This is a genomic window from Pseudomonas savastanoi (assembly GCF_020917325.1).
Lineage (GTDB): Bacteria > Pseudomonadota > Gammaproteobacteria > Pseudomonadales > Pseudomonadaceae > Aquipseudomonas > Aquipseudomonas amygdali.
In genome coordinates, this window is the sequence record NZ_CP076652.1 from 4,377,693 (window position 1) to 4,404,063 (window position 26,371).

Consider the following 26,371-nt stretch of genomic DNA (forward strand, 5'->3'; position numbering starts at 1 on the left):
TTGCTAGCGTAGCGCCGTGTGTACACACCACATGCTTTTCAACTTTGTAATGGAATACAACTCGGATGACGCATCAGACTATCGACCGTGACGCATCCGATAAAACTAAAGGGTTTCGCCTACAAAAAATTCGAGCAATTAAGCACATAATTGAAGAACTCGAAAACCCAGCCAGCGTCATGTTTTACGCATCTATCGAAGTCCTTGAAGATGTATCAATAATAAAAGTAAGCGAATCTGGAACATCGACTTATCTTGAAGAAGATAAAAACTATGACCCTAATAAAAACTTTACACTCTTTTCGCATCAAGTGTTAAACACCCTTGTGGCATTCGCGGATATTTATTTTGGACAATGGCAGGAAAGTGAAGGGCTTTTATTAGGATTCTATACCACAGCGGGCATAGGCAAAGAAAACAAAATAAAACTCAAAAATGGTACCGATCTGACACTGCCGGAAGATCCGATACTAAAAGTACTAAAAGACAATTCCCAGATTGCTGATACCACTCTGCAAACGATCAAAGAAACTTTGATTGAGGAATATGCCGCTCAATATGAAAAAAGAAACAGCACTGGAAACCTAGAAAACCTTAAAACTCTTACACTACAAGAGCTGTCAAAATTCCTAGGGAAAATTAAATGGTGTTTTGGTCAAGCTGACGAAATCAGCCTAAAACAGTCCGTTCTGTCGGCAATCAAAGAAAGTTCTCTACAAAACATTCATACTGAAAAAAAAGAAGAATGTGTATTTTCACTTCTAATGGAGTGTCTAGATGAGCGGCAAAATCTTCCGAACCTAAATCAGCGGTTCGTACATATCGCCGATGTCAAACTTGTCTTTAAAAATGTGGAATCCGAGCCATTAGATGATCGAACTGATCCAGCTTGGCTTCAACTGAAAGCGCAAAAAGACAGGGTGTCAGACAAAAGAAATCTGGAAAATAAATTAACTGATGTATGCCTAGATTATGATCAGAAAAAATCTGGTCGATATGCTCGCATGGCAAGTATGTCGAAGCATGAGGAGGCCGAGAGCAATAGAAGTTTTAAATCTCTTAAGTACCGTGTCTTTGAAGCGTGCGACGAGTTTTACAGCTGCCATGCACCGATTACTTCCCCAATAGAATTTAAACATATCAAACCAATTGTGGACTCCATAAAAGAAATTGCACTAGAAAACGTACAAAATTTGAAGCACGACTATACATACTCCGCATCCAATAGCATCACAATCGAGCAAATAATATTAAACCTTTACGACGAGTGCTTTGTTTCGTTCGACGTCGGGGTAAGCAATGACTGACGCCATTAAAAAGCGAATAATGTTTTCGCCAGACTATGATTTCTATTTTACGACATACGCACTACTAGTAAGCCTAGACGCACTTGGCTGTAAGAAAGGGCGGTACTTCAAAGACTATCGAAAACTAGCGTTCCTGATCGAGTTCGCAACCGAAGACAAATTAGTTACTATACTAGAGCGCCCCGAAGGCAAAGATCTAAATAGAACTGACAAAGAGTATCTATTCAAAAGCTATACAAACGGTCTAAGCCGGAGAAGTGAAATCCTGAAAATATTATTCAGACTTGAAAAATCAGGATTTGTCATACTACGAAAAGGAGACATAAACTCGCTAGTCGATGTATCCCTCTCCGAACTAATACCTAATAGCTTTTTTGACAAGAATTTTTTTCATAGCGAATATTCAAATATTCGACGGACAACTTCGCAGATCAAACAACTAACTCGACTTACTTTAGACACAACTATACAGAAGATCTACGAAGCTCACGGGGTCAAAACATGGGATTTCTAAGAATAACCAAAGTCAATTACAGAGGCAATATCTACCAATATGAATCACCTGATCTTGATCAGGATATTGTTATGATTGAAGGTGACAATGGCACCGGAAAAACCACCTTTTGCAACCTGATATACTTCGCACTAGGCGGTCGAGTTTCTGAATTTGTTCGGGATGAAAAAGAAACACACAAAGAGATCACAGGAGATCGCGATAACTTCGTAGAGCTTTTTTTAAACCTCAACGGTGAATGTTTCCAAATAATAAGATTTATCGGTGACAACGACGTCACAATTACGCCTTACAATTGCATTGAGATGACTTTACCAGACGGCACAACTAAAACACACTATCACTTTGACAGCCAGAATCTGAGAATTCTTCCTGTAAACAGGACTGCCCACACTCCTGAAACCTATTCAGACTGGCTTCTTGGGAAACTGGGTATTTCTGTAGTAGATATACAACAAGGCATTTCATCGTTCAAAATTAACGCCTACGACATCTTCCGCCTCATTTATGTAGACCAACAATCCGACACTAAGCAAATCTATAAAAAGATCGACAAGCAAGATAACTATGTATCAGACTCAAGCACACTTCGCCGCGCTATATTTGAGCTTTTAGTGGGGAAATCATTTTCAGACTACTACAAAGCAATCATAGACTCGAAGACACTTGAAAGACAGAAAAATGTAGCAAGCGGGTTGCTTCGAGAGTACAAACGACTTGCTGAGGAACTGGGTGACGGTGATACGCCAAAGAACAAATCTTTTTTAGTCACCGACCTCAACTTAAAGGAAGAACAGCTTAATAAATTGCATGACACCAGATCCAGATTCAAACGCAATAGAGGTTCGGACTCTGCAATAGAATCAGCCATTACCAGCACTAAGTCGGCAATGATGAGCGCTCAGATCACTCTCAGCGAGAAGAAGGAAACGCTGACAAATCTTCTAGAAGAGAGGCAGAAGTTAGCGTTGATACGTGAGAGCGCAAAAAAAGAAATTGATCAGATCACAAAAATCATACACTCCCACGACCAACTGAATCTTTTCTCTTCCGACAGTTGTCCGTACTGCCTGGCGAAAGTTGACCGTGTCAGCGGTCACTGTGTTTGCGGCTCGGAAATTGACGAGGAGCAGTACGAGCGTTTTTCGTACACATCACTAGAATATAAAAATATCCTAAAATCAAAAATAAAATCACTTGACACCATCGATCTCGCTATCACTGACTGCAATTCTGAAATCACTGGCATTAGAATTGATGTGAGAAATGCCGAAAATACAATCCCCGTGCTTACTGAAAAATTGCGCTCGCAAATCTCCAACATTGATGAACACGTAGACTTAGAAACAATCAACACCATCGATGACAAAATATTAGATCTGAGAGAAGACATAAGTAGACTACACCAACTTATTGCAATCGAATCCAAACTAGAAATTTTTCAATCAGACTTTGATACAAAAAGAACTGAATTTCAAAAGTCCGAGCTAGCCTTAAAAAGCTTAGATGCACAAACAAAATTAGACATAAGAAATAAAGTTGACGAATTCAGCATTATATATAAAAAACTCATGACTGAGACACTGGCCGAATGCAGAACAGCTCGAATTAGTCCAGACACATACCTTCCAGTGCTCGACGAAGGGGAATATAAAGAACATAGTTCAAGCGTATCAACAAGACTCATGTACTACCTGACTCTGCTTCAGATGTCACTTGACGACCCTGATGTTCCTTTTCCACGTTTCTTGCTAATCGACACTCCTGAAACGGCGGGTATCGAACTAGACAAACTAAAAATATGCTTGAAAAAAATCGAAGAAATCAAAGAAAAATCTAAAATCCAGTTCCAGGTAATATTGACGACTGGCCTCGGAAAATATCCAGAGGAGTTTAAACCATATAGAAAAATATACATGCCAACCAAAGCTAATGCATTGCTGAAGCGCAAGTAATAGTGCGTATCAGGCATCAAAAAGGCCGTAAACGTTGTATCCTACTACAAAATCTACAGCCAAGCCCTAGCAGATTGTGATACAGGCAAATTATGCTACCGGCCTAACTAGCTATGCCTAATAACCTATACGGCTTGACTTATCCAATCAAGACACCGGCGACTTCAGAGTCACGACATGAATTTATACTGGTTTTAAAAAACAATGGCCTGAATCGAGTATATTGCGGACCCAACACCGATAAAAAAAACCAAAGAACTGTTATCGGTGCTGCTGACTCCGCACGTGAATTATTTTATTGATTTTCTAAAACTATCATTTTCATCCTTAATACTCGACTTGGCGACCAATGTGTACTGCATGCGATTCAACATCGCGATACTGGCTACACTGATAAAAATTTTTACGTCTTTAAGGGCAGCCAGTAAGCCACGCAGATGAAGAACTGGTTCAGCCTTCGCGCTAATTTAGATATCCAAGAGTTACTAGTGCAACACCTATTCAAGTCGACAGGCATGCAGTCCTTGCAGGTGCCGCTCCAAGTGTTTTAGGCCAAACCTGCTCGCCAAGCAATGATAAAATTCAAAACACTGCCCAGATCACCACAAAAAACATCCAACAAAAAAGCCATGCGTGTCGACATGCTGGACTCTTGGGCTCGATTTTCAGGAAGCTTTGAAGCTGGCAACCGAGGTTGACCCCATCATACATTTGCAGCGCATGCCAATTGGGTAGTCGAACCGCAGTGCGCATAACAGACGTGTGATCAAAATAGAGCTAATAGAATCGGACTTTTCCCACTGGGAAATTTCCAGAAAATAGAAGCGTTCCAGCACGTTTTCATGAGTTTACCAGCAGCATATGTACAACCGCAGTTCAGTTTACGGGGCCCAGCAGCTACTGCAGTAGGCCTGTATGTTTAAAATCTCAGCAGTAACGAGTGTTGAAACCTCAAGATCAAACGGCACCACCCACAACCGCAACCTCTCCGAAAACTCAAAAACCGGCAACGCCTCCCGAAACGAAGCCCGCTTCGGATAAATCAGCACCAGATCCCCCTGCCCGCCTAGATACTTCTGCCCATACGCAAACAGTTGATAAAAATCAGCCTGGCTCAGGCCATAATTTTTGCTGCCAAGCTCGCTGTCCAGCCGCTTCCATTTGGTGTCCAGAACCCAGCTCTTCTCCCCTTGAGTAATCATCAAGTCAGGCCGTAGCTGAAAGACCTTTTTGTCCTGATGTGTGCACAGATACTCACTGCTGCACTGGGTATGCAGCGTTGCATCTGGCGGCAGTGAATCCGTAAGGCATGCAGCCACGTAGCGTTCAAACAGTTTCTCCATCGGGAACAGTAAGCTCATGCCCTGCCATTCGCCCGCAATCGCCAGTGGCGTTTGCTGTTGGATGATGAGTTCGCACCACGGCTTCACAGGTTGGTAATGAGCCATGAGCCGGTCGTGGCGCCACTGTTTGAAATCTTGAGCGGTGTCTCGGCTGCTAGGGATCTCTAGCAACAGTGAGCGCAGTTCGTGGGAGAGACGCCAGTTACTGGGGTCTTGGGTTGTTTTGCAGACGATGTCTAACGCTGTTTTGAGTAGGCGGTTCTCGGCCCGGTCGGGCAGGAATACGTCGTGACGAATTTGGAAGTGGTGCTGTCGGCCAGGAGGTTGGCGCATTTGGCGGGCGGTGTTGAGTTGGCCGCGCAAATATCGCTGTTCCTCTTCGACTCGTTGGTAGTTGAAGCGAAGGCCGCGTTTAATGAGGTGGTCGAGCGCATCAAGAAAGCTGCTCATCACCCATTCAGTCAAGGGCGCGTCGAAACGCTGTAAGGCGGTAGCGCCGACCTTACGGGTTGGTAGGTCTAATGACTTCTGAATCATGCGTCTAAGCAAAGCTCGGCTTTGCTGGATGCAGTCACCTTGTTCGAAGTGCTTGGGCAGGATTTCGATCCGCGTGCCGCAGGGTGTTTCCAGCGCGCCAACGTAGTTGTCGAGTTTAAGCCAGCGGCGGCCTTCGACTTGAACCAGCGCTGCGCCAGCCTTGCTAAAGCGGGAACTGGTTTCGCAGAGCCAGTCGAAAGCAGTGGTAGACACTTGGGCTACATCAAGCGTCGGGTTGGGAATATTGCTGGTGGTCAGACGAGCATATTCTCGGACCGTTACGGTGGTTTTCACCTTTGCTGTTCGCTCAGGAATTTAATGATCTTGCGCCCGAGGTCCCGAGTATTCAGCGTGATGCCCGATGCTGATGTAATAGACAGACCATGTTTGCTGGCAATCTCTCGCAAATGTGGCTTGGCAGGTTTGACCTGCTGGCCTTCACGATAGACCTGAATACTGCCATTCGCGGCTTGTCGTATGTCTACGCCTTCCGTTCTGACGGTCTTGGCTTCCAGCGGCGCGCTGACGCTCAGGTTGTGATCGATCACGCCCAGATATGACTCGATATTCTTGAATGCAGGCAGATTCAACTCCCAACGCTCGTTGTTCTGCCCCACTGTGACGGCATCTCCAAACAGCACACTGAAGTCTTGGCTCGGCTGGATCAAGAACCTATTTTCTGGGGCTTTGCGTTGGTCGTTGAGGACCCATTGGATACGCTGCCAATCTTCGAAAAAATACTCCTGAAGTAGCGGCAGGATTTGCTCTCGAAAAATGCCTGCCAGGCGCTCCAATGTCGGGTCGCTCTCAAGAGGCATGAAGTACGCGTGCCCCAGGCAATGATCCTGATCGAGCAGGACGGCTATGCGCTGGTTCATCACACTGAGCAATTCGTCGATAGCGATGCCATCAACTTCTATGTCTTCAAGCAGCTCCGGGTTAGGCGGCACCTCAATGAACGTGAATCGACGACGCAGGGCAATATCAAGTGCAGCCAATGATCGGTCAGATGTGTTCATGGTGCCGATCAAGTGGATGTTGCTGGGAATGCTGAAGCGCTCCTTCGAGTAAGGTAGCGTAACCTCGAGAGCCTCTGATGCGCCCGCCCGCTTGGAAGGTTCGATAAGGGTAATCAGCTCACCGAAGATGCGCGAGACGTTGCCTCGGTTAATCTCATCAATGATCAGCACTTTTGGCCGTTCACTCTGAGCGACCTCTGCCGTCCGGAAATCTTCATTTCGCTTGCTGGGCATGTGTTCAATCAATACGGGAACGATATTGCGATAACCTTTGACCAAGTAAGGATCATAAGTAGAGTTCGGTAGTTTTTCCTCCCAATTACCTGTGCTCAAATCATTAACACTCAATACACCTTGAGAAACGTCCTCAGCCAGAGCATTAAGTAGACTCATAGCAAGGCCAAAATTTTTGCCTTTTGGCTTTTCTAACTCAAGAATATCGTCATTTGCTCGAATTACCTTATAGCCTGTGCCGTACCGCTCACCAACCTTGAATGCTCGGTACTTTCCGCTCAGTTCACTCGCAACTGACTCGCAGAGGCTTTTGAAAACTCCAGATACCACCTCGTAACGTATCTGGCCTTGCTCATCAGTACTAGCACGCAGCCCTTCGACAAAGTCTTCATAGCTGAAGCTCTGATGAAAGGTCACAAAGCGCACGTCACCTGCTGCGAGCAGCTCGTCAAACCGAGCTTTTAATGCTGATCGGCTACCAGCATTCTTAGCAAGAAAGGGCTGATCAAGGATCTGCAACGTCGCTTCGACTGTGGCGTAGGTTTTCCCCGTACCGGGCGGACCGAAGAAAATCTGATTAAGCGAAGGCATTGCCGAACGTCCTTGTAGGAAAAGTCCGACAACAGTATCTAGATTGCCAGCATGGGTAAAGCGAAGCCTCGGTGGTGCCGTATTTATGTAGCAGCCATGAGAATGCGACGCAGAGCGTCGCGAACTGCATTCCTACGCGGAGCGTTGGAACGATATGGGTTGCTGAGCCCCATACCTCGCCTGAAGATCGGAATTCCCTGACACCCCCTCCCTCCCCAGTCCGATATCGACACGTTGCCAGCGCCGGTATGGTATGCGCCGGTGCCTAAGAAACACCCAACGTAGATGCAGTGAGTTCACGCATAGCTTCAGATTCCAATCGTTCTAATCAAACGGGAATCTCGGCTTTGCTGATCCGCTCAGTTGGGTTTTCTTACGCCCGCTCTGCGTTGGTCTTTAACGTCATTTCAGTTCATACGTAGAGGTCAGCATGTTAAGCAATCTATTTCAGGCCAGTGCTCGTCAGCCGCGCGAGGTGTGTGCTGGTTTCACCCCAACCCCCTTCCACCGCCACAACCGCCAACTCCTCGCCCTCCTCCTCGAAAACCAGCCCTGGTTCAGTGCCCGTGATCTGGGTCGCATGATCGGCTGGCCGTTGAACGAGCGGACGCTGCGCAAGCTGGACGCTGACCAGCACCGAATGATCACGCTCGACCTGCACGGCGAAGCGCAGTCAGAGCTGATGGTCAGTGAGTCAGGGGCGTACGCGATGATGGTGCATCACTACCATGCGGAGAATCGTGGGTTGCGGCAGTGGATTACTAATGAAGTGGTGCCTGCGTTGCGGGATGGGCAGTTGCCGTTTGATGACTGCACGCCGCACCTGAGCATGCTGCAGTGGCCGGGGTTGTCGGTGAGTATGTTGCACTGGCACAGCGAGCCGTGGATACGGTTGCGGGATATGCCGATGCTGTTGGCGCATCCGCAGATGCAGGTTGAGGGGCGGCCACGTAGTTTGGGGAGGTCCTGGTGGCGGGCGGTGCTGCCTGCTTCTCGGCTGGGTTGAATGCGTGGTGATGGCCGTGCCATGTGGGTAACGGCCATTGTGTCTCGTGGGATCAGTCTTTCAGGCGGCGTCGGTAGTCGTTGATCATTTCTTTGGTGACGTCATCCTTGTAGCAGATGGGTGCGTAGCCGCCTTTGCGGCTGTACGCGCTGCGTTTGCCACATTGACTGCCATTGCTGGCAGAGTTGTAGGGGCACGGGCAGCGGCCGGGGTAGCTGTCGATGGATTCCTGGATGATGGCTTTGACGATTGAGGCGTCTGTGATCTGGGTTTCTCTGGCGTTTGCGGAGAAGGCACAGAGGAATGCGAGTATGGCGACGAAGCCTGTCCCTGTCTTTTTCATGGCTATTCCTTAGCGAGTGCAGACGGGTGTCTGTTGCAAGGTTTTACCATGATGCTATTAGGCCATCAAATTTTGTTTATTGAGGCGATCTGGGGAGGCATGTCTAGGCCGAGCCTGAAATTTGGTTCGCAAATGATGTACCGCATACACAGGTTTTGCTGCCGGTTCCCGGCAGATCGCGAGCAATGCGGATCGCCGCCCCGGTTGCTCCCACGCCCTGCGGGCAGAAGCTTGGACTTATGAGTGATCCAGCATTCGCGTGATGGCTTGGATGTGACGCGGGAGCGTCACGAAATGCGTGCCAACGCGGAGCATTGGCACGATAGTTATTACCGAGTGCCTGCGGGGCTACTGCACCCCGCAGGCATCCCACATCAGAACTGCCAATCCAGCGACAGACCCACGCCGTGGGTTTTATCCCGTGCACCGAGCAAGCCGTTGTAGTCCAGGTTGATGCGTGCATCCTTGCCCAATGCCAGGCTGGCGCGGGCGCCGACTACGGCGGCGTCGCGGTCCATTGAGACGCTTTGCACGTTGAAGCTGTTGCCGGCGCTGGCTAAGGCCAGGTGTTGTTCCGACGAGGTGTCGCTCAGGTTGTGCTGCCAGCCGAGGGTGGCGGAGACGTCGAGTTTTTGTGTGTCGTTGAGGTTGAAGCGGTTTCCGGCGCGCATGCCCAGGGTCGAGAGCACGGTGTCGCGGGTGTCGTCGCTGCCTTTGAGGGCCGTGGCGCCGCCTTTTTCGGTGAAGCTGTCGCTGTCGAAGTGTACGTAGGCCAGGTTGGCGAAAGGCTCCAGTGCCAGCGGTTGCAGGTTCAGGCGGTAGGCGGCTTCGGTGAAGACCTGGCTTGACTGGGCGTCACGCTTGACCTTCTGGCGGTCGGAGAACGCGCCGAATTGCAGATCGCGTTTCACGTCGATGTGGTGCCAGCTGTGCGACGTGCCTGCGGTGAGGCGCAGTGCGCCCTGTTCGTGGCCGATGTAGGCGCCCAGGTGGTAGCTGTCTGCCGAGGCCCGCGAGTGAGTGTCGTCGCCCAGGCTCAGCGAGGTGTCGCTGTAACCTGCCATCGCGCCCAAGCGGGTGTGCTCGCTGATCAGGCCGTCAACGCCTGCCAGCAGGCCGCCCAGCGATGAGGTCGAGCTGGCGCTGTCACTGCTGCCGCTGTTTTTGCCCCAGGCACCCAGCGCTTTGACCCACACCGAGTTATCTTCAGTGCCCGGTGCTGGCTGGTCGTACAAGCCTTCCACCCGCAGACGGTCACCCACGGCGTCGCGCAGTTGGCGGCTGTCGTTGATCAATTGCGTGGCGATGGCCGGGTGCACTTCGCCGGACAGTTGGGTGAATGCGCGGCGTGCGCTGGCGGCGTCCTGGCTGAGGATGATGCTCTCGTAGACCGAGTTGCCTGCACTCAGTTGCTCAATGGCTTGGGCCACGCTGCGTTGGTTGGACGTTTGCGCCGCGCTGGCAAAGCTGTCGCCGTTACGCTCAAGGGCCAGTGTCACGCCTGTACCGGTGTAAGCCAGGTTGCCGTCGAGGAATGCGTAGTTATCGGTCACCGAACCGAACTGACCCTGAATGCCGCCAGCCGCTTGCAGTACGTTGAACTGCTGACCCAGAACGCTGCGGGTCTGGTTGCTGCTGAGCAGTGCTGCGTTGTCGTTTTCCAGGGACAGGGCCATGTTGGCGCCGCTTACGGTCGCGGTGCCGCCGACCACGATGCGGTCGCTGGCAGTGGGCGAGAATTCAACCGCGTAGGTCGAGCCCGGTGCCAGGTTGAGGTTGCCCGCCACCTGCAGGGTGCCGATGGAGTTGCCCGGTGCAATTGTGCCGCCACGGTTGGCGGTCAGCGACGCGACGCTACCGTTGCCACCCAGAATGCCGCCGTTATTGACGGTGACCGCAGAGGCCAGCGAGCCGTTGATGGCCAGGCGTCCTTGATTGACCAGCGTTGGGCCGCTGTAGCTGTTGGCCCCGCTCAACACCAGGGTGCCGATGCCTTGTTTGGTCAGGCTGCCGTGGCCGGAGATGTTGTTGCTCCACACATCCAGCCCGCATTGCGGCCCGGTGCAGGTGCGTTGGGTCGGTTTGCCGGCGTCGACAATCGCGCCGACGCCGGGCAGGTCGGCCACGAACTGGCTGTCGCCGTAGGCGCCGTCGATACGGAATTCGGTAGGAATATCTGCCTCGGTCACGAACATGCTCGGGCCGTTGATAGCCTTGCCGAGGTTGATCATGCCCCAGCCGTATAGCGCGTCGACGCCCGGTGCGCCAAGGTCGGTGGCGGTGGTCTTCAGCACGTCGGCAACCTGCGCACCGGTCATGTACGGGAAGCGCTCCATCAGCACAGCCATGCTGCCTGCCACGTGCGGTGCGGCCATCGAGGTGCCGTTCTTGTTGGCCCAACCGACGGTGAGGTCTGCCAGGCTGGTGCCATTGAGCACAGAGCTGTAGATGCGCGTGCCCGGCGCCGAGACGCAGAAGCTGGCGGTGTAGCCGCAGCGCGACGAGAAGGTGCTCAGCGTGTAGGGCGTGGTGGCGGCCGCTGCGGCATCCGGGTTTTGTTGCAGGGCGGCGACGGTCAGCCAGTTGGGGGCGATCTCCGGTACGAAATAGCCGAGCCCGGCCATTGCGTCGGGGTTGTTGAGGTTGTAGTCGTTGCCTGCGGCGAAGATGGTCACCACGCCGCTGCGTGCCGCGTCGATGGCCCCCTGATACGCGCCACCCGGACGCGTGCCTAGGATCTGGCGGATCTGGTCGAACTGCACTTGTGCGTCCTGCACGGTGAAGTGCGGGAACGCCGGATCGCGACCGCCCTTGCTGAAACGGTCGGTAATGCCGATGCCCCAGCTGTTGTTGATGACCCGCGCGCCGCTGTTGACCAGCGCGTTCCAGCCGGCCTGATACACCGCGCCGTCGTTGCCCAACACGATGCCGTCTTCCGGGCCCGGGTCGCCGTTGTCGGCGCTGATGATTTGCGCGTTGTAAGCCACGCCGTGCATCGGACCGCCATCGCGATTGCCACCGGCGATGCCGCCGACGTGGGTGCCGTGGTTACCGAGTTTGCCGCCGGAGTCCAGGCTCGGTGCGCCGTCGTAGCGGAAAGCTTCGCCCGCCTTCACCGGGATATACGGGTCGGTGTATTCGCGGATGCCGCTGGTGACCAGATTGACCACCTTGTTGGGGCTGTCGAATTCCGGATGCGGGGCATAGACCGGCTGGTCGAAGATGCCCAGTTTGATGTCCTTGCCCGAGTAGCCTGCAGCGTAGGCCTGATCAGCATTGATCGCGCCCAGGCCCCAGTCGGCATTGAATTCGGCACTGCGCCAGCTGGCCGCATTGCCGGCCTGCCCTGCTTCCACATAGGGTGCGGCATGTGCCACGCCCAAGGTCGCGAGGTAGCAGGCCAGTGCGCCGCAAGAGGCGCGGTTGATGGCGCGAATGGCCTGACCGAGGGGTTTGACAGAGGTGTGTCGAGTGGTGGATGCATCTTTCATGAAACGACCGTCCTTAGTTAACGCGCACGAATCTCCGCGCGCATGCATCTGCATGCGCGTCGTTCTTTTTGGTTGGGGGGTTGGTTTGAGGGTTGGTTTAGGTGCTGCCGGGTTTAGAACTGCCAGTTAAGGCTCAGGCCGACACCGTGGCTTTTTTCCCGGCTGGCCAGTTGGCCGCTGTAGTCGAGGCTGACCCTGGCGTCCTTGCTCAACGCGACGCTGGCATGAGCACCGACCAGCGCGGCGTCACGGACCAGCGGCGAGCTTTCGATAGCGAAGCTGCTGCCACCCGAGGCGAATGCCAGGTGCTGTTCGGAATCGGTGTTGCTCAGGTTGTGTTGCCAGCCGAGGCTGCCCGACAGGTCGATTTTCTGTCGGTCGCTGATCGCGATGGTTTTCAGCGCCCGCACGCCGAGAGTGCTCAGCACCGCATCGCGGTTATCGCTACCGGCAGACAGCGCCGCCGCATCGCCCTTCTCGGTGAAGCTGTCGGTGTTGAGGTGGACGTAGGCCAGATTGGCGAACGGCTCAAGGGTCGCGGGTTGCAAGCGGATGCGATACGCCGCCTCGGTGAACACTTGGGTGCTCTGGGCATCGTGCTTGGTTTTCTCCTTGCCAGCAGCACCGCCGACCTGCACGTCGCGCTGTGCATCAATGCGATGCCAACTGTGCGCGCCGCCGAGGGTCAGGCGCAGCGCGCCGATTTCATGGCCGAGGTAAGCGCCCAGATGGTAGCTGTCCACCGAAGCCCGGGAGTGGGTGCCGGAGCCCATGTTCAACGAGCTGTCGCTGTAGCCCGCGACCACGCCCAGACGTGTGTCATCGGTAAGGTTGCCATCGACACCGGCCAGCAGGCCGCCAATCGAGGTGGTGTAACCGGCGGTGTCGTCACGCGAGTCGGTCTTGCCCCAGGCACCCAGGGCTTTGATCCAGACATTGTCTTGCGCGGCCGTGTTGCCATCAGTGCCGAAGACGCTGGCCCCGAGACGCTCACCCACTGCATCGCGGATCTGCCGGCTGTCGTTGATCAGCACGCTACCAATGGCCGGGTAGATCTCCCCGGACAATTGCTGAAAGCTGTCTCGGGCAGCAGCTGCGCTTTGAGTCAGCAACAGGTTTTCGTATACCGCGTTGCCTGCGCCAAGTTGTTCGGCAGCGGTTGCTACGGCAGATTGATTCGGGGTTTGGGCGACGCTGCTGAATGCGCTGGTTTGCTCAACGTTCAGCGCGACTCCGGTGGCTGCATAGTCGAGTCGACCGCCCAGAAACGCGTAGTTTGAAGTCACTGAGCCGAACTGGCCGTTCACGCCATTGGCGGCTTGCAGCACGTTGTACTGGCGACCTGCGACGCTTTGGATCGGTGCAGAACTCAAGGCCACCGGCGTCGCGTTCTCCAGCGCCAGCGTCATGTTCGCGCCTGACACGGTGGCGCTTCCGGTGGCGACGATGCGGTCACTGGCGGTGGGCGAAAGCTCAACGGCGTAGGTCGAACCCGGTTGCAGGGTGACATCACCGTTGACCTGCAACGTACCGATGGAGTTACCCGGCGCAACGATACCGCCACTGCTCGCCGTCAGCCCGCCGATCTGGCCGTTACCGCCCAGCGTGCCGCCCGCGTTGACCTGTACGGCGGAAACCAGCGAGCCGTTGACCGACAGCAAGCCGCCATTGACCAGGGTATCGCCACGGTAGGTGTTGGCACCTTGCAGAATCAGTCGACCGGCACCGGATTTGACCAGGCTGCCTTGGTACTGACGCTGAGCGGCTGCGGCGGCACGCGCGGTGCCGGTCGCGTAATCGGCCTGTTCCTGCTGGCTGGCGGTACTGGCAACGCCGTTTTGCCAGCCTTTGCTGATCAGGGTTTGCTGCCAGGTGGCCTGCTCGGTAGTGTCTTCGGCCTGACGCTGAATCAGCGCCTGATCGGAAATATCGTTGCTCCATACATCGCTCACACCGGCCCCCAGGTTGGCATCGAAGGTGCCGAGCAATTGACCGGGACCGCGCATCGCCCGCTCAAGATTGGCCACGCCCCAGCCGACGCTGTTGGTCGGTGCCTGAGTGACCGAGCCATCGAGCTGGGTGGCGGTGGTCAGCAACACTTGCAGCGCCTGCTCGTTATTCAGGTACGGGAAGCGCTCCATCACCAGTGCCAGCGCCCCGGTGGCGTGCGGTGCAGACATCGAGGTGCCGGACTTGATCCCGTAACCGCCGCCGGGCACGGTGCCGTTGATCAGTCGTCCGGGCATGGTGATGCACCAGTATTTGGACAGGCCGCACTGGTTGTAGCGCTGGCCATTGCTGCTGTCGAGGCCCGACACAGCCAGCCAATGGCCTTCGAGGTCCGGCTCGAAATACGGCAACGACGCCCGCACGCTGGCGTTGGCGTAACCGCTGTTGCCTGCACTGAACACGTTGATCACGCCCTTGCGCGAGACGTTCGCCGCTTCGTCCAGCCAGGTTCCACGGTTGTAGTGCTGAGCGTAGGCAGCACGCACGCCTGCCTCGGTGGCGTAGGTCACGTCGGATGGCTGGCTGCCCCAGCTGTTGTTGATGGCGCGTACTCCGGCGTTCGCCAGCGCCCCATACACCGCCTTGAAATACTGCGGGTCCGGGCTCGGGCCGAACAGGAAGCTGTCGTTCTGATTGGTATTGCCGACGTAGATTTGTGCGTTGTACGCCACGCCATGCACGCCGACGCCATCTCGCGCTGCGCCCATGGTGCCGGTGACGTGCGTGCCGTGGGTATCGTTGTTCGGATTGATGGCGCCGGTGATGCTGAACGGCGAGCCGTCAACGTAGGTGCCGGTAGCGGTGACTGCGTGGTAGCGGGATGGCGTGGCTTCCGGGTGGGACGGGTCGAAACCCGAGTCCAGCGCACCGATCTTGACGCCTGCCCCGGTGATGCCGGCGGCGTATGCCTGATCCGCCTGAATACGGCCCAGGCCCCAGTCGCTCTGAAATTCTGCCGAACGCCAACTGGCAGCGTCACCCGGTTTGCCCTGCTCGACATAATCCGCGTAGGCAGAGCAGCCAAACGTAAAAGACAACGCACAAAGAGCACTGCTTGCTACAGGTTTAAACGAATAACGGACAGCACCCAAACGCTTGGACTTTCGCATCCCTGCACACCTGATAATGGTCGGCTCTTCATTGAGCGATTCCAGAACATAGTCTGCAGTTATGCACTTGGCAACAGATTTATTTCAATTCTGATACAAGTTTCAGGACATAAGGATAATGCATCACTGGATATATAGTTCAGTGATATCCGATTGAATGCATTGAGTTTGTTTGGCTTTTTGATATGGAGATAACCTAATTTCGTAGTGGCCATTTAGTTGCACACCATTCTCTTGTCTTCAGTTTTCCAGCCAATACTTTCAGCAACTTCAGTTAAGCGCCTTATTTATTCGGACGAAAGAATAATTGTCCGACAATAATGGATAACCACCCAAATGGAGCCTACGTTACGGCAAACCGATGACGCAGAGCGTCATGAACTGCATGCCCACGCGGAGCGATGGGCACGATAGGTGGTGGGGTTGGGTTTTGTGTAAACGCACGCAGCCGCAATACCCCGCCCCTCGTTACCACGCTCCGCGTGGTAATGCCGTTCCGGACTCTCTGCGTCCTCTCCGGCTACGCCTTCTGAGGTCAGGCTGAGGTCCGGACAGTGGGGTTGTAGTGTGAACGCACCCAGGCGCAACACCCCAATTCTCGTTACCACGCTCCGCGTGGTAATGCCGTTCCGGACGCTCTGCGTCCTCTTCGGGCTACGCCTTCTGAGGTCAGGCTGGGGTCTGGGTAGCGGGGTTGCTGTGTGAACGCACCCAGGCGCAATACCCCCCATTCTCATTACCACGCTCCGCGTGGTAATGCCGTTCTGGACGCTCTGCGTCCGATCCAGAGAGCGCGGAACAGCGCAGATAGATTCTGGGGTCTGCGATCAGCGCACATGGCCAAATCCAACCCAGATCATCGTTACCACGCTCCGCGTGGTAATGCCGTTCCGGACGCTCTGCGTCCTCTGCGTATGCTTAGCGACTGAACCGTTCGGCCAGGCTGTGCAGGTACTGCGCCATTTCTTCCAGTTCGCCGCTGATCTGCGAGCCTTGCTGCGCCTGGCTGGCACTCTCGTCGCAGAGTTGCGCGATACGGGTAATCTGCTGGCTGATGTTTTCTGCAACGTGGCTCTGCTCTTCAGACGCCGAGGCCATTTGCTGGCTCATGCCGGTGATGCGGGTCACCGACTGGCTGATGCCGTCCAGCGCCTTCTGCACGGCTTCGACGCTGGCAACGCTTTCCTGGGAGATCTGCTCGCCTTTGTTGGCGGTCTGCACCGCACGGTCGGCACCATCACGCAGCGAGGTGATGATTTGCTGGATCTGCTCGGTCGAGGACTGCGTACGGGAAGCCAGCGAGCGAACCTCATCGGCCACCACCGCAAAGCCACGCCCCTGCTCACCGGCACGGGCCGCTTCGATGGCTGCGTTAAGCGCCAGCAGGTTGGTTTGTTGAGCGATGGAGGTGATCACATCGACCACGCTGCCGATTGATTGCGTGGCGCTGGCCAGTTCACCCACAGCGTTGCCGATATCGGTGACCGAGTTGGCCATGTGCCGAATCGCCAACAGGCTTTCATCGGCCAGACCACGCCCCTGCTGCGCCAGTTTGTCGGCTTCCTCGGCGGCGTGGGCAGTGTTCTGTACGTTGTGGGTCACTTCCTGAATGGTCGCCGCCATCTGATTGATGGCCGTGGCCGATTGATCCGCCTCACTGCGCTGCTGGTCCAGTGACTCGGCCTGACGCAACGACAACTGCGCAGAACGCCCGGCATGCTGGCGTACGCTCTCGCCGGTATCGGCCAGGCGCGTCAGGGCAGTTTGCAAGCGGGCTTCTTCGCTGAGCATGGCCAGATCGAGTTGCGCCTGCGGGCCACGGTTGTCGCTGTAGGTCAGCGCAACCAAAGAACTGGTGAACGCTTTGGGGTGTTCTTCGAGGGTGCTGCGAATGCTGCGGCGCTGACGCATTTCCAGAAAACCGCCCAACACCACCATCACGATCGGAATCATGATGATCGAAGGCAGATCGTCCAGCAGGTAGACGCCGACAGCGAGTGCCAGGGCGCAGAGGATCATCGGTAGCTGGCGAACCAAGTGATAGGCCGCCGAGCTGGTTGCCGACACCGCCGATTTGCCAGCACGCAGCCGTGCATACAATGCTTCTGCCCGACGAACCTGGTCGCGGGTCGGCAACGAGCGTACGGATTCATAGCCGACGATTCGACCGTTTTCATACACCGCCGTCACGTAGGCGCTGACCCAGTAATAGTCACCCTGTTTGGAGCGATTCTTGACCACGCCCATCCACGGTTTGCCCTGCTTGATGGTTTCCCACATATGGGCGAACACCGAAGCCGGCATATCCGGATGGCGCACAAGGTTATGCGGCTGCCCGACCAGTTCTTCGCGGGTAAAACCGCTCAACGCGACGAACGCATCGTTGCAGTAGGTAATGTGGCTATTGAGGTCGGTGGTGGAGATGAGGCGTTCAGATGCCGGAAAAGTCCGTTCAGTCTGCGTGATAGGCATGTTGACGCGCATTAATAATTCACTCCGTGATAATGCTTGATATGCCGGGCGTGTGCTGAAGGTGTAGCACAACCCTTCAGGGTGGCAACCGGCAGTCCTCGTGCACTGTTATCGCCCACAAAACGCAGGGCTTTAGCGACTGGCGGCAATTAGGTGGGGCGGGGAACAGCAGACGGGCATGATCGCCACGTAGGAGTTTGCGTCCTGACGAGGATGCCTGCACCATGCCGCCCCTGGACGCGACGCGACTCAAGGCACCTTTATGGCACGCAACACGACATCTGCTCTGGCGGCATTGATCCGCACGTTTCGCAGGCTACTGCGCAGGGTTGCCGGTCAGACAGCGGATCAGCAAAAGCATGCGCAGCCCACCAAACCCGCAGCGCGCTCATCGCAACCGCCTGTCAAAACCAACCCCGCCAAACGCCCGGAAAAGCATCGCGAACCGGCCACACCAAAGCCGCCAACAAAGCCGGCAGCGCCTGCGTGTCCGCACTGTAAAAAAACCATGGTGATCAAGGTGGCCCGCACCGGCAAGAATGCCGGTGAGTTCTGGGGCTGCGTGGCGTATCCGAAATGCCGGGGCATTCGACCGATCTTTCGTTGAACGCCAGACCGGTCACGCCTGCTCAGGGAAACAACGGGTTCAGCTGATGCCAGCCAACAGTTCCCGCGCCATGCGCCGATGCTCCTCGTCGGATTCGGCAATGACCTGTTGCAGAATTTCACGAGCCGACTCGATATCGCCCTCCTCGATCAGCACCTGCGCCTGATTGATCTGGCTAAGCGGTGGTTCTTCAAGGTCCAGCAGGTCGAACTCTGCGTCGTCGCTCATGAAACTGTCGAGAAAGTCATCGCTCAGGTCGTCAGCAGCGGCAGGTGCCACCACTTCGATAGGCTCGATGACATCGGGCTCGGAGAAATCACTGAGGAACTGCTCATCCGAGAGTTCAAAGACTTCCGGCAGCTGAGTCAGGTCCGAAGAAAAACCGGGGTCGACGTCAGCGGGCGCTGGCGCAGCAGTCGCCGCTGCTGGCTTGATGCGCGGCGGCGGGCTGTCGAACGGATCGACCAGATCCCAGTCGGCATCCATCGACAGGTCATCAAGGTTCAACTGAAACTCGTCCTGCGGATTCAGCGCCGCTGCGGCGGTTTCGTCCAGCTGCGCCGCAGGTTCAGGCTCCAGGTCGGGCTGCAGATAGGCCGCAGATTCTGGCTCGGGCTCGGTTTTCTCGAAAGACAGCGCGGTAGCCGCGACCGCAGCAGCAGGGATGACTGCCGCCAAAGGCGCAACTTCGGCGGCCTTGATTTGTGGAAAACGGTCGCGGATGTCTTGGATGGTCTGCGGATCAACACCGTGCTCCAGCGCTGATTGCTCTTCCCGAACGAAGCCGCTGCCATCGCCCTGCTCCGCCAGCAATTCCAGCAAGCGGATGCGAATGTCATCGCGCTCCGGCTGCTTTTCCAGGGCGCTGCGCAGAATGCCCATCGCCTCGGTGAAACGCCCGTAGGCGATGTAAATGCTGACGCCGTCCAGCGCATCCGGCGTAGAGCCAGCCGAACGCTGCGCTGCCGGTGGCTTGGTTGCTGCCGGGGTGGGTGGCGTCTGCACCGCAGGCTGTGGCGCAACGGCGGGCACTTCGAACACCGGAAGCATGGTCGCCTGAGCAGGCTTGATCAGCTGCTCATCCGGCGCAACAGCAGGCGCTGCGGACTGTTTGCGCTGCTGGCGTCGTTTCGAATAAGCAAACGCCACAAGCAGAAGCACAATCAACACGGCAGCAAGCAGTATCGGCAGGCTCAGGAATGAATCGGTGCCCGGCGTATCGGCAACAGCCGGCTGAACGGGAGTGGCCGGGGTTATTGCAGGTGTAGCAGGCGTGGCAGGTCGGGCAGCGGATTGCGCAACGGCAAGATCACTGCGCAACGCGGTGATTTGCTTGTCCTTGCCACTCATCTGCTCTTGCAGTTCTTGAGTCTGGGCTTTGAGCGCCTCCAGCGATTGAGCCAGTTGCTGGTTTTCGATGGCCGCCGCCGACAGTTGCTCGGCGGTGCGCTGCAGCTCGGCAGGCTTGGGTGACGACGCCTCCGGGCTGGCGGCAGGCGCAGCGGCACTTGGCAATACCGCAGAATCGGGCAGCAACAAATCCTGGCCAACTTTAAGCGCAGAACCGGCGCCCGCCGCGAACGCCTGCGGGTTGAGCAAACGAATGCCGTCTGCCAGCTGGTTTGCCGAAACCTTGTTACCCGGCCCTTGCAAGCGGCTGGCAATGCCATTCAGGGTATCGCCATTGGCAACCGTGTAATGCTTGCCCTGCACGGCGGCCGGTGGCGCGACCGGCATGCGGCTTTCCTGTGCCGAGGCCGTCGAACGTTGCGTATTGCGGCTGCGCGTGGCGGCCAGACCTTGCGGTGAGGTGGCAGGATCGAGCAGCAGGGTGTATTCGTGCAGCAAATCGCCATTCGGGCGCGCCAGCTGGACGAGAAAGCTCAGGTAGGGCTCGGTGACCGGTTTGGTGGAAACCACCCGGATCACGCCGCGATCGCCGCGCAGCACTGGGGTGAAGCGCAGGTCGTTGAGAAAGAACACCCGCTCTATGCCCGCCTTGGCAAAAGCCTCGGGCGACGCGAGCCTGGCGACAACGTCTTCGTTGCTCAGACCGCCGGTCTCCAGCAACTGGATCTCGGCATTCAACGGTTGGTTGAGCGCCGAGTGCAAGGTGATTTCACCCAGCCCCAGCGCAGACGCCAGCGTAGAGCAGGCCAGCAATGACGCCGCTATGACGCTCTTGCAAAACACCACGCGCGCCCTGCGACCTGCACCTTCGACAGCAGCCAGTGAACTCTTCAGCATGCGAACCCTTATAGAAACCACAGCAGGCTTCTCACGTAATCAGTTGGACTTCAGTATCCGTTGCACGATTATGGTTGAGAACGCCCGGCTTCGTCTCAGGATCTTTCCAGATTGGCCAGAATCTGCGAGTGCACCCGCATGCTGACGCGCAAATCTTCCTCGCTCACGCCCTCGAACAGCTCGATACGCAGCACATTGGCGATGGTTTCAATCTTTTCAATCAGTGGCAAGGCAGTATCACTGAGCAGGATCTTTTTCGCGCGTCGATCCTCGACCACCGCCTGGCGCTGAACCAGGCCCTGCTTTTCAAGACTGTCGAGCAAACGCGCCAGAGTCGGCCCTTCGACGCCCACGCTTTGCGCAAGCTCGCGCTGGGTCGGCGGTTCGGTGAAACGGGCGAGGTGCAGCAGGACCAGCCAGCGCGCCTGAGACAGGCCAAGATCGGCAAGCCGACGATCCAGTTCGGCGCGCCAGCCCCGGGTGAGATGTCCGAGTTGCATCCCGAAACGGTGTTCATCAGTCAATGGCATAAGGAAACTCATGATTCAAACTAATTATTAGCGAGCTAAGCATGGTCCTTATGTTCAGGCAAGCGCGGGACGGTGACGTTTCGTCGCACGCTGTTATACCTCAAATTCCGATTGCAGCGCCGCTCGCACGCAATACAAAACGCCCTCCGGCACCCGCCCGGCAAATTGCTCGGCAATCGCCGACACCGGTGGCAGTTCTCCTTCGCCATCGAGAAAGGCATCCTGAACCTCGCCCAATAGGTCTTCCGGTAAATCCAGTGCCTGCTCGATGGACAGCTGCTGCTTGCCGATGGCCTCGGCCAACAGGGTGTAGACATTCTTTTCCGAGCACTGCAACTGGCCCGCGATCTGCGTGGGGGTCATACCGGCACGCGCCAGGCTGATCAGCTCGTGGCGTACATCGGCCACCACCCGTGGTGCCTCGGCCTTGCCACTGAGCACTTCAAGAAAAGCCTCGCCGTAACGCTCCAGCTTGCGCGCGCCCACGCCGCCCACTCGGGCCATCTCGGCCATTGATCCGGGTTTGCTGCGCAGCATTTCCAGCAGGGTCGAGTCCGGGAAAATGACGTAAGGCGGCACGGCATGTTCCTCGGCCAGTTTGCGCCGCAAGGCACGCAAGGCTTCCCACTGCTCGCGCTCTTCGCCGCGCACCAGCTGGCTCGCCGGGCTGCCGGAACTGCTCTTTGAAGTGGTTTGTGGCTTGAGGTCGCGGCGCAGTTCCAGAGTAACTTCGCCACGCAGCAAAGGCCGGCACGTGTCGCTCAAGCGCAGGCCGCCATAGCCTTCAAGATCGATGTCTGCCAGCCCGCGCGCCACCAGTTGGCGGAACAGCGAGCGCCACTCGGCCTCGGTGCGTGCCTTGCCCACCCCGAACACCGACAGGTGCTGATGGCCGAAGCTTTCTACCTTGTCGTTGGATTTGCCCAGCAGCACATCGACCAGATGACCGACGCCATAACGCTGGCCGGTCCGGTAGATGGCCGACAGCGCCTGACGCGCAGGCTCAGTGGCGTCCCAGGTCTGCACGCCATCGACGCAGTTGTCGCAATGCCCGCACGGGTTGGGCATGTCTTCGTCGAAATAGGCCAGCAGGGTCTGCCGCCGGCAACGGGTTTCTTCGCACAGGGCGAGCATGGCGTCGAGCTTGTGCTGCTCCAGACGCTTGTGGCGCTCGTCGCCTTCGGAGTTCTGCAACATCTGCTTGAGCATCAGCACGTCTTGCAGACCGTAGGCCATCCAGGCATCGGCAGGCAGGCCATCACGCCCGGCCCGGCCGGTTTCCTGATAGTAGGCCTCGAGCGATTTGGGCAGGTCCATGTGCGCAACAAAACGCACGTTGGGTTTGTCGATGCCCATGCCGAACGCGATGGTCGCCACCATGATCAGCCCTTCCTCATTAAGGAAGCGTTTCTGGTTGGCAGCACGGGTTTCCGATGGCAGCCCGGCGTGATACGGCAGCGCGGGATAGCCGTTTTCGCTCAGAAAAACGGCCACTTCATCGACTTTCTTGCGCGACAGGCAGTAGACGATACCGGCATCGCTGCGCCGTTCGGAGAGGAACGCCAGCAGCTGTTTGCGCGGCTGTTCCTTGGGCACGATGCGATAGAAGATGTTGGGCCGGTCGAAGCTGGACAGAAAGCGCTCGGCGTTTTGCAGGTGCAGGCGCGTGACGATTTCTTCGCGGGTACGCTTGTCGGCGGTGGCAGTCAGCGCAATGCGCGGCACATCCGGAAACAGCTCGGCCAGTTGCCCCAGTTGCAGGTACTCAGGGCGAAAATCATGACCCCATTGCGATACGCAGTGCGCTTCATCAATGGCAAACAGGGCAATTTGAAGGTTTTGCAGGAACGACAGCATGCGCGGCTGCACCAGGCGCTCCGGGGCGAGGTAGAGCATTTTCACTTCGCCCAGGCGAATGCGGTTGGCCAGCTCACGCTGTTGCTCGGCACTGAGGGTGGAGTTGAGTGCAGCAGCGGACACACCCAGTTCATCCAGCGTGGCAACCTGATCGTCCATCAGCGCGATAAGCGGCGAGACGACCACACAGAGCCCCTCACGCAACAGCCCCGGCACCTGAAAACACAGGGATTTGCCACCACCGGTCGGCATCAGCACCAGTGCATCGCCACCGTTGGCTACACGCTCGATAATGGCACCCTGGCGACCACGAAAGCTGTCGTAACCGAAGATGTCTTTAAGTACGCGTTGTGCCTGCTCAAGCATAAAAACCCCGGAATATCCTGCTGCACTGCAAAACGGGGGAGTATACCCGAGCACTCGAGAGCAATGGATGGCTCGGACATGAGCGGTCGAAATTAACCGCAATTGGCCTGCGCGCTGGCGCCAAGGACGCTCAGGGCCTAGAATCCAGCATCGTTTATTTTCAAGGTAGCGCTTCCATGTCCTTCGCTGAGCAATTAACCCGCCTGCAAGTCTTCCTCGATGCAGATGAACTGCACGAAGAAGCACTGGACTACGTGGCCGCTCATGGCTACCTGACCGCCCTGTCCATCTGTGCCGAAGACGTGCCGGAGCGCGAGTGGATCGACGCGCTGTTCTCCGAGCCGCCGCAGTACAGCAGCGAGGCGCAACAGACAGAAGTCGAAGCCACGCTGATCGCACTCAAGGCACACATTGCCCGCCAGCTGGCGTCGGACGAAGAGTTCGAACTGCCATGTGATCTCGACCTGGGCGACGATCCGGATGATTCGGACCTGCGTGGCTGGTGCATCGGCTTCATGGAAGGCGTGTTCCTGCGTGAAAACGCCTGGTTCGAAAGTGCCGAGGAAGAAGTCAGCGAAATGCTCCTGCCGATCATGGTCGGTTCGGGCCTGTTCGATGAGCAGCCGGAGTTCGCCGACATTGCCCAGGACGCCAACCTGATGGACGACATGATCGTGCAAATCCCCGAAGCACTGACCGCCCTGTACCTGCTCTGCCAGGCTCCGGACGAAAAGCCGGCGATCCTCAAGCCCCGCCACCACTGAGTCTGCGCCTATGGCGCAAGACCCACCGCGCACCAGCCGTCACCGGTCGGTGCGCTATCTGCTGATAGCGGTTGGCTGGTTGAGCGTGGTACTGGGCGTCGTCGGTATTTTCCTGCCGGTGCTGCCCACCACGCCCTTTCTCTTGCTGGCCACCGCCTGCTTCGCCCGCAGCTCTCCACGTTTCTACCACTGGCTGGTCAACCACCCGCAGCTCGGCCCGTGGATTCGAGATTACCTTGAAGGCAACGGCATCCCGCTCAAGGGCAAGGTGTACGCAATCGGCCTGATGTGGTTGAGCATCGGCCTGTCGTGCTACCTGATCGCACAGCCCTGGGCACGAGCGTTCATGCTGACCAGCGCGGTGCTGGTGACCATTTACATCATCAGGCAGAAAACGCGCCCGCCTCGCAAATGATGCCCCGCTACGCCCGCCAGTGCCGATGCAGGCAGGCACGCGGTTCAGACGATCACTTCTTCTTGTCTTTACCAAACGCCTTTTCCAGCGCCTCGTTGATCGTGCGTAACACCTTGACCCTCGCCCAGCGCTTGTCGTTGGCCTCGATCAGCGTCCACGGCGCAATTTCGGTGCTGGTGCGATCCACCATGTCGCCCACTGCCTGGCGGTAATCCGGCCATTTCTTGCGGTTGCGCCAGTCGTCTTCGGTGATCTTGTAACGCTTGAACGGGATCTTTTCGCGCTCTTGAAAACGTTCCAGCTGAGTCTGCTGATCGATGGCCAGCCAGAACTTGACCACCACAATGCCTGCGTCCGTGAGTTGCTCTTCGAAGTCATTGATTTCGGCGTAGGCGCGCTTCCAGTCGGACTCGCTGCAAAAGCCCTCGACCCGCTCGACCAACACCCGGCCGTACCACGAGCGGTCAAAAATAGTGAATTTGCCGCGCGCCGGTATCTGCCGCCAGAAACGCCACAAATACGGCTGAGCGCGTTCATCCTGGGTCGGCGCGGCAATCGGTACGATAGCGTACTGACGCGGGTCGAGTGCCGCTGCAACACGGCGTATCGCACCGCCTTTGCCTGCCGCGTCGTTGCCTTCGAACACGGCCACCAGCGCATGGCTTTTCATGCGTTTGTCGCGCATGTTGCCGGACAGGCGCGCCTGCTCGGTGATGAGCTGCTGCTGGTAGTCGTCCTTGCTCAGGTGCAGGCTCAGGTCGAGGCTGTCCAGCAGGGTCAGCTCGTTGTCATGGATTGCCAGCGGGCCGACGGTCAGCGCAGCGGGCTCGGGTTCGACCTTTTTCAGTGCAGCCTGCATGCCTTCCAGCAGCAGGCGGCCAACCGTCAGGCTGCGGTAGTTGGCGTCCACGCCTTCGATCACATGCCAGGGCGCATATTCGCGGCTGGTGCGACGCAACACCCGCTCACCGAAGCGCACGAACTTGTCGTAAGTCTTGGACTGCTGCCAGTCCAGCGGGCTGATGCGCCAGCTGTGCAGCGGATCATCCTTGAGGGTTTTGAGGCGCAGCTTCATCTGCTTCTTGGACAGGTGAAACCAGAACTTGAAGATCAGCGCGCCTTCATCGCAGAGCATCTTTTCCAATCGCTCGGCACCGCTGATGGCCTGATCGAGTACCGCGTCCTTGAAGCGACCTTGAACCCGGTCCTGAAGCATCTGGCTGTACCAGTTGCCGAAAAAAATACCCATGCGGCCCTTGGCCGGCAATTGCCGCCAGTAACGCCAGACGGGCGGGTGAGCGAGTTCTTCATCGGTCTGCTGATCGAAGGTGCGCACCTCGATCAGGCGCGGGTCCATCCATTCGCTGAGCAGTTTGACGGTCTCGCCCTTGCCTGCGCCCTCTATGCCGTTGATCAATACGATGATCTGTCGACCGGCCTGCTCGTGCAGGTCTATCTGCGCCTCCAGCAAGGCTTCGCGCAACTCGGGCAAAGCAGCTTCGTAGGTCTCGTCGTCAATGGCATGACCGATTTCAGCGGATTCAAACATGCACAACTCCTGATTGCGGATGGCTCAGAGAACGCCCGGTGGACAACCCTCAGTGAGCATTCTGACCACCGATTGCGGGCATCGGTCAATCCGTGCAGCAGTGAT

16 protein-coding genes and 1 pseudogene are annotated in these 26,371 nt (G+C 56.5%); 6 read left to right on the forward strand and 11 right to left on the reverse strand.

Translation table 11 applies throughout. From position 1 onward, the window contains the following. Positions 1-65: 65 nt before the first annotated feature. Together KP808_RS18505 and KP808_RS18510 are read left to right on the forward strand one after the other, a co-directional pair. A complete protein-coding gene (locus tag KP808_RS18505; protein WP_230016631.1) occupies positions 66-1,307 on the forward strand; it encodes a hypothetical protein in 1,242 nt (413 codons plus the stop codon). A gap of 585 nt (positions 1,308-1,892) precedes the next feature. Then, positions 1,893-3,776, forward strand: coding sequence for a hypothetical protein (locus KP808_RS18510; RefSeq protein ID WP_230016632.1), 1,884 nt, complete (start codon positions 1,893-1,895; stop codon positions 3,774-3,776). An 881-nt stretch (positions 3,777-4,657) separates the two neighbouring features. On the opposite strand, the gene KP808_RS18515 is transcribed toward KP808_RS18510, so the two are convergent. Together KP808_RS18515 and KP808_RS18520 are read right to left on the reverse strand one after the other, a co-directional pair. Then, complete coding sequence (locus KP808_RS18515; RefSeq protein WP_230016633.1) at positions 4,658-5,950, reverse strand: McrC family protein; 1,293 nt, start codon at positions 5,948-5,950, stop codon at positions 4,658-4,660. Continuing rightward, positions 5,947-7,500: an McrB family protein gene (locus tag KP808_RS18520; RefSeq protein WP_230016634.1), complete on the reverse strand. Its 1,554-nt coding sequence runs from the start codon at positions 7,498-7,500 to the stop codon at positions 5,947-5,949. Before KP808_RS18520 ends, KP808_RS18515 begins: the two co-directional genes overlap by 4 nt. A gap of 430 nt (positions 7,501-7,930) precedes the next feature. On the opposite strand from KP808_RS18520, the gene KP808_RS18525 reads away from it, so the two are divergent. After that, complete coding sequence (locus KP808_RS18525; protein ID WP_230016635.1) at positions 7,931-8,506, forward strand: BRO-N domain-containing protein; 576 nt, start codon at positions 7,931-7,933, stop codon at positions 8,504-8,506. A gap of 52 nt (positions 8,507-8,558) precedes the next feature. Here the strand turns inward: KP808_RS18525 and KP808_RS18530 are convergent, their stop codons facing one another. The 5 genes and pseudogenes from KP808_RS18530 to KP808_RS26335 form a co-directional block, all read right to left on the reverse strand. Further along, positions 8,559-8,849 (reverse strand): hypothetical protein, encoded by a 291-nt coding sequence (locus KP808_RS18530; protein ID WP_003434330.1) that lies wholly within the window; start codon positions 8,847-8,849, stop codon positions 8,559-8,561. A 374-nt stretch (positions 8,850-9,223) separates the two neighbouring features. Then, positions 9,224-12,340 carry an autotransporter serine protease gene (locus KP808_RS18535; protein ID WP_230016636.1) on the reverse strand — a complete coding sequence of 1,039 codons (3,117 nt, stop codon included), beginning with the start codon at positions 12,338-12,340 and terminating at the stop codon, positions 9,224-9,226. A 113-nt stretch (positions 12,341-12,453) separates the two neighbouring features. Continuing rightward, positions 12,454-15,459 carry an autotransporter serine peptidase EprS gene (gene eprS, locus KP808_RS18540; protein WP_230016637.1) on the reverse strand — a complete coding sequence of 1,002 codons (3,006 nt, stop codon included), beginning with the start codon at positions 15,457-15,459 and terminating at the stop codon, positions 12,454-12,456. Positions 15,460-16,377: 918 nt separating this feature from the next. Beyond that, complete coding sequence (locus tag KP808_RS18545; RefSeq protein ID WP_410478316.1) at positions 16,378-17,412, reverse strand: methyl-accepting chemotaxis protein; 1,035 nt, start codon at positions 17,410-17,412, stop codon at positions 16,378-16,380. A 249-nt stretch (positions 17,413-17,661) separates the two neighbouring features. Further along, a pseudogene (locus tag KP808_RS26335) lies at positions 17,662-17,943 on the reverse strand (PAS domain-containing protein); the annotation flags it as partial. Between the two features lie 250 nt (positions 17,944-18,193). Here KP808_RS26335 and KP808_RS18550 point away from each other — a divergent pair. Then, on the forward strand, positions 18,194-18,538 hold the full coding sequence (locus tag KP808_RS18550) for a topoisomerase DNA-binding C4 zinc finger domain-containing protein (RefSeq protein WP_230016638.1): 345 nt from the start codon (positions 18,194-18,196) through the stop codon (positions 18,536-18,538). A 39-nt stretch (positions 18,539-18,577) separates the two neighbouring features. Here the strand turns inward: KP808_RS18550 and KP808_RS18555 are convergent, their stop codons facing one another. The 3 genes from KP808_RS18555 to recQ form a co-directional block, all read right to left on the reverse strand. Beyond that, positions 18,578-20,785, reverse strand: coding sequence for a FimV/HubP family polar landmark protein (locus KP808_RS18555; protein WP_230016639.1), 2,208 nt, complete (start codon positions 20,783-20,785; stop codon positions 18,578-18,580). A 95-nt stretch (positions 20,786-20,880) separates the two neighbouring features. Further along, on the reverse strand, positions 20,881-21,315 hold the full coding sequence (locus tag KP808_RS18560; RefSeq protein ID WP_002552570.1) for a MarR family transcriptional regulator: 435 nt from the start codon (positions 21,313-21,315) through the stop codon (positions 20,881-20,883). 93 nt (positions 21,316-21,408) lie between these two features. Further along, positions 21,409-23,538, reverse strand: coding sequence for a DNA helicase RecQ (recQ, locus tag KP808_RS18565; protein WP_005746239.1), 2,130 nt, complete (start codon positions 23,536-23,538; stop codon positions 21,409-21,411). A 176-nt stretch (positions 23,539-23,714) separates the two neighbouring features. On the opposite strand from recQ, the gene KP808_RS18570 reads away from it, so the two are divergent. Both KP808_RS18570 and KP808_RS18575 read left to right on the forward strand, forming a co-directional pair. After that, on the forward strand, positions 23,715-24,302 hold the full coding sequence (locus KP808_RS18570) for a UPF0149 family protein (RefSeq protein ID WP_002552569.1): 588 nt from the start codon (positions 23,715-23,717) through the stop codon (positions 24,300-24,302). Positions 24,303-24,312: 10 nt separating this feature from the next. After that, positions 24,313-24,717, forward strand: coding sequence for a YbaN family protein (locus KP808_RS18575; RefSeq protein ID WP_230016640.1), 405 nt, complete (start codon positions 24,313-24,315; stop codon positions 24,715-24,717). Positions 24,718-24,769: 52 nt separating this feature from the next. Here KP808_RS18575 and pap read toward each other — a convergent pair whose 3' ends face one another. Then, complete coding sequence (gene pap / locus KP808_RS18580; RefSeq protein ID WP_230016641.1) at positions 24,770-26,266, reverse strand: polyphosphate:AMP phosphotransferase; 1,497 nt, start codon at positions 26,264-26,266, stop codon at positions 24,770-24,772. Between the last annotated feature and the right edge of the window lie 105 nt (positions 26,267-26,371).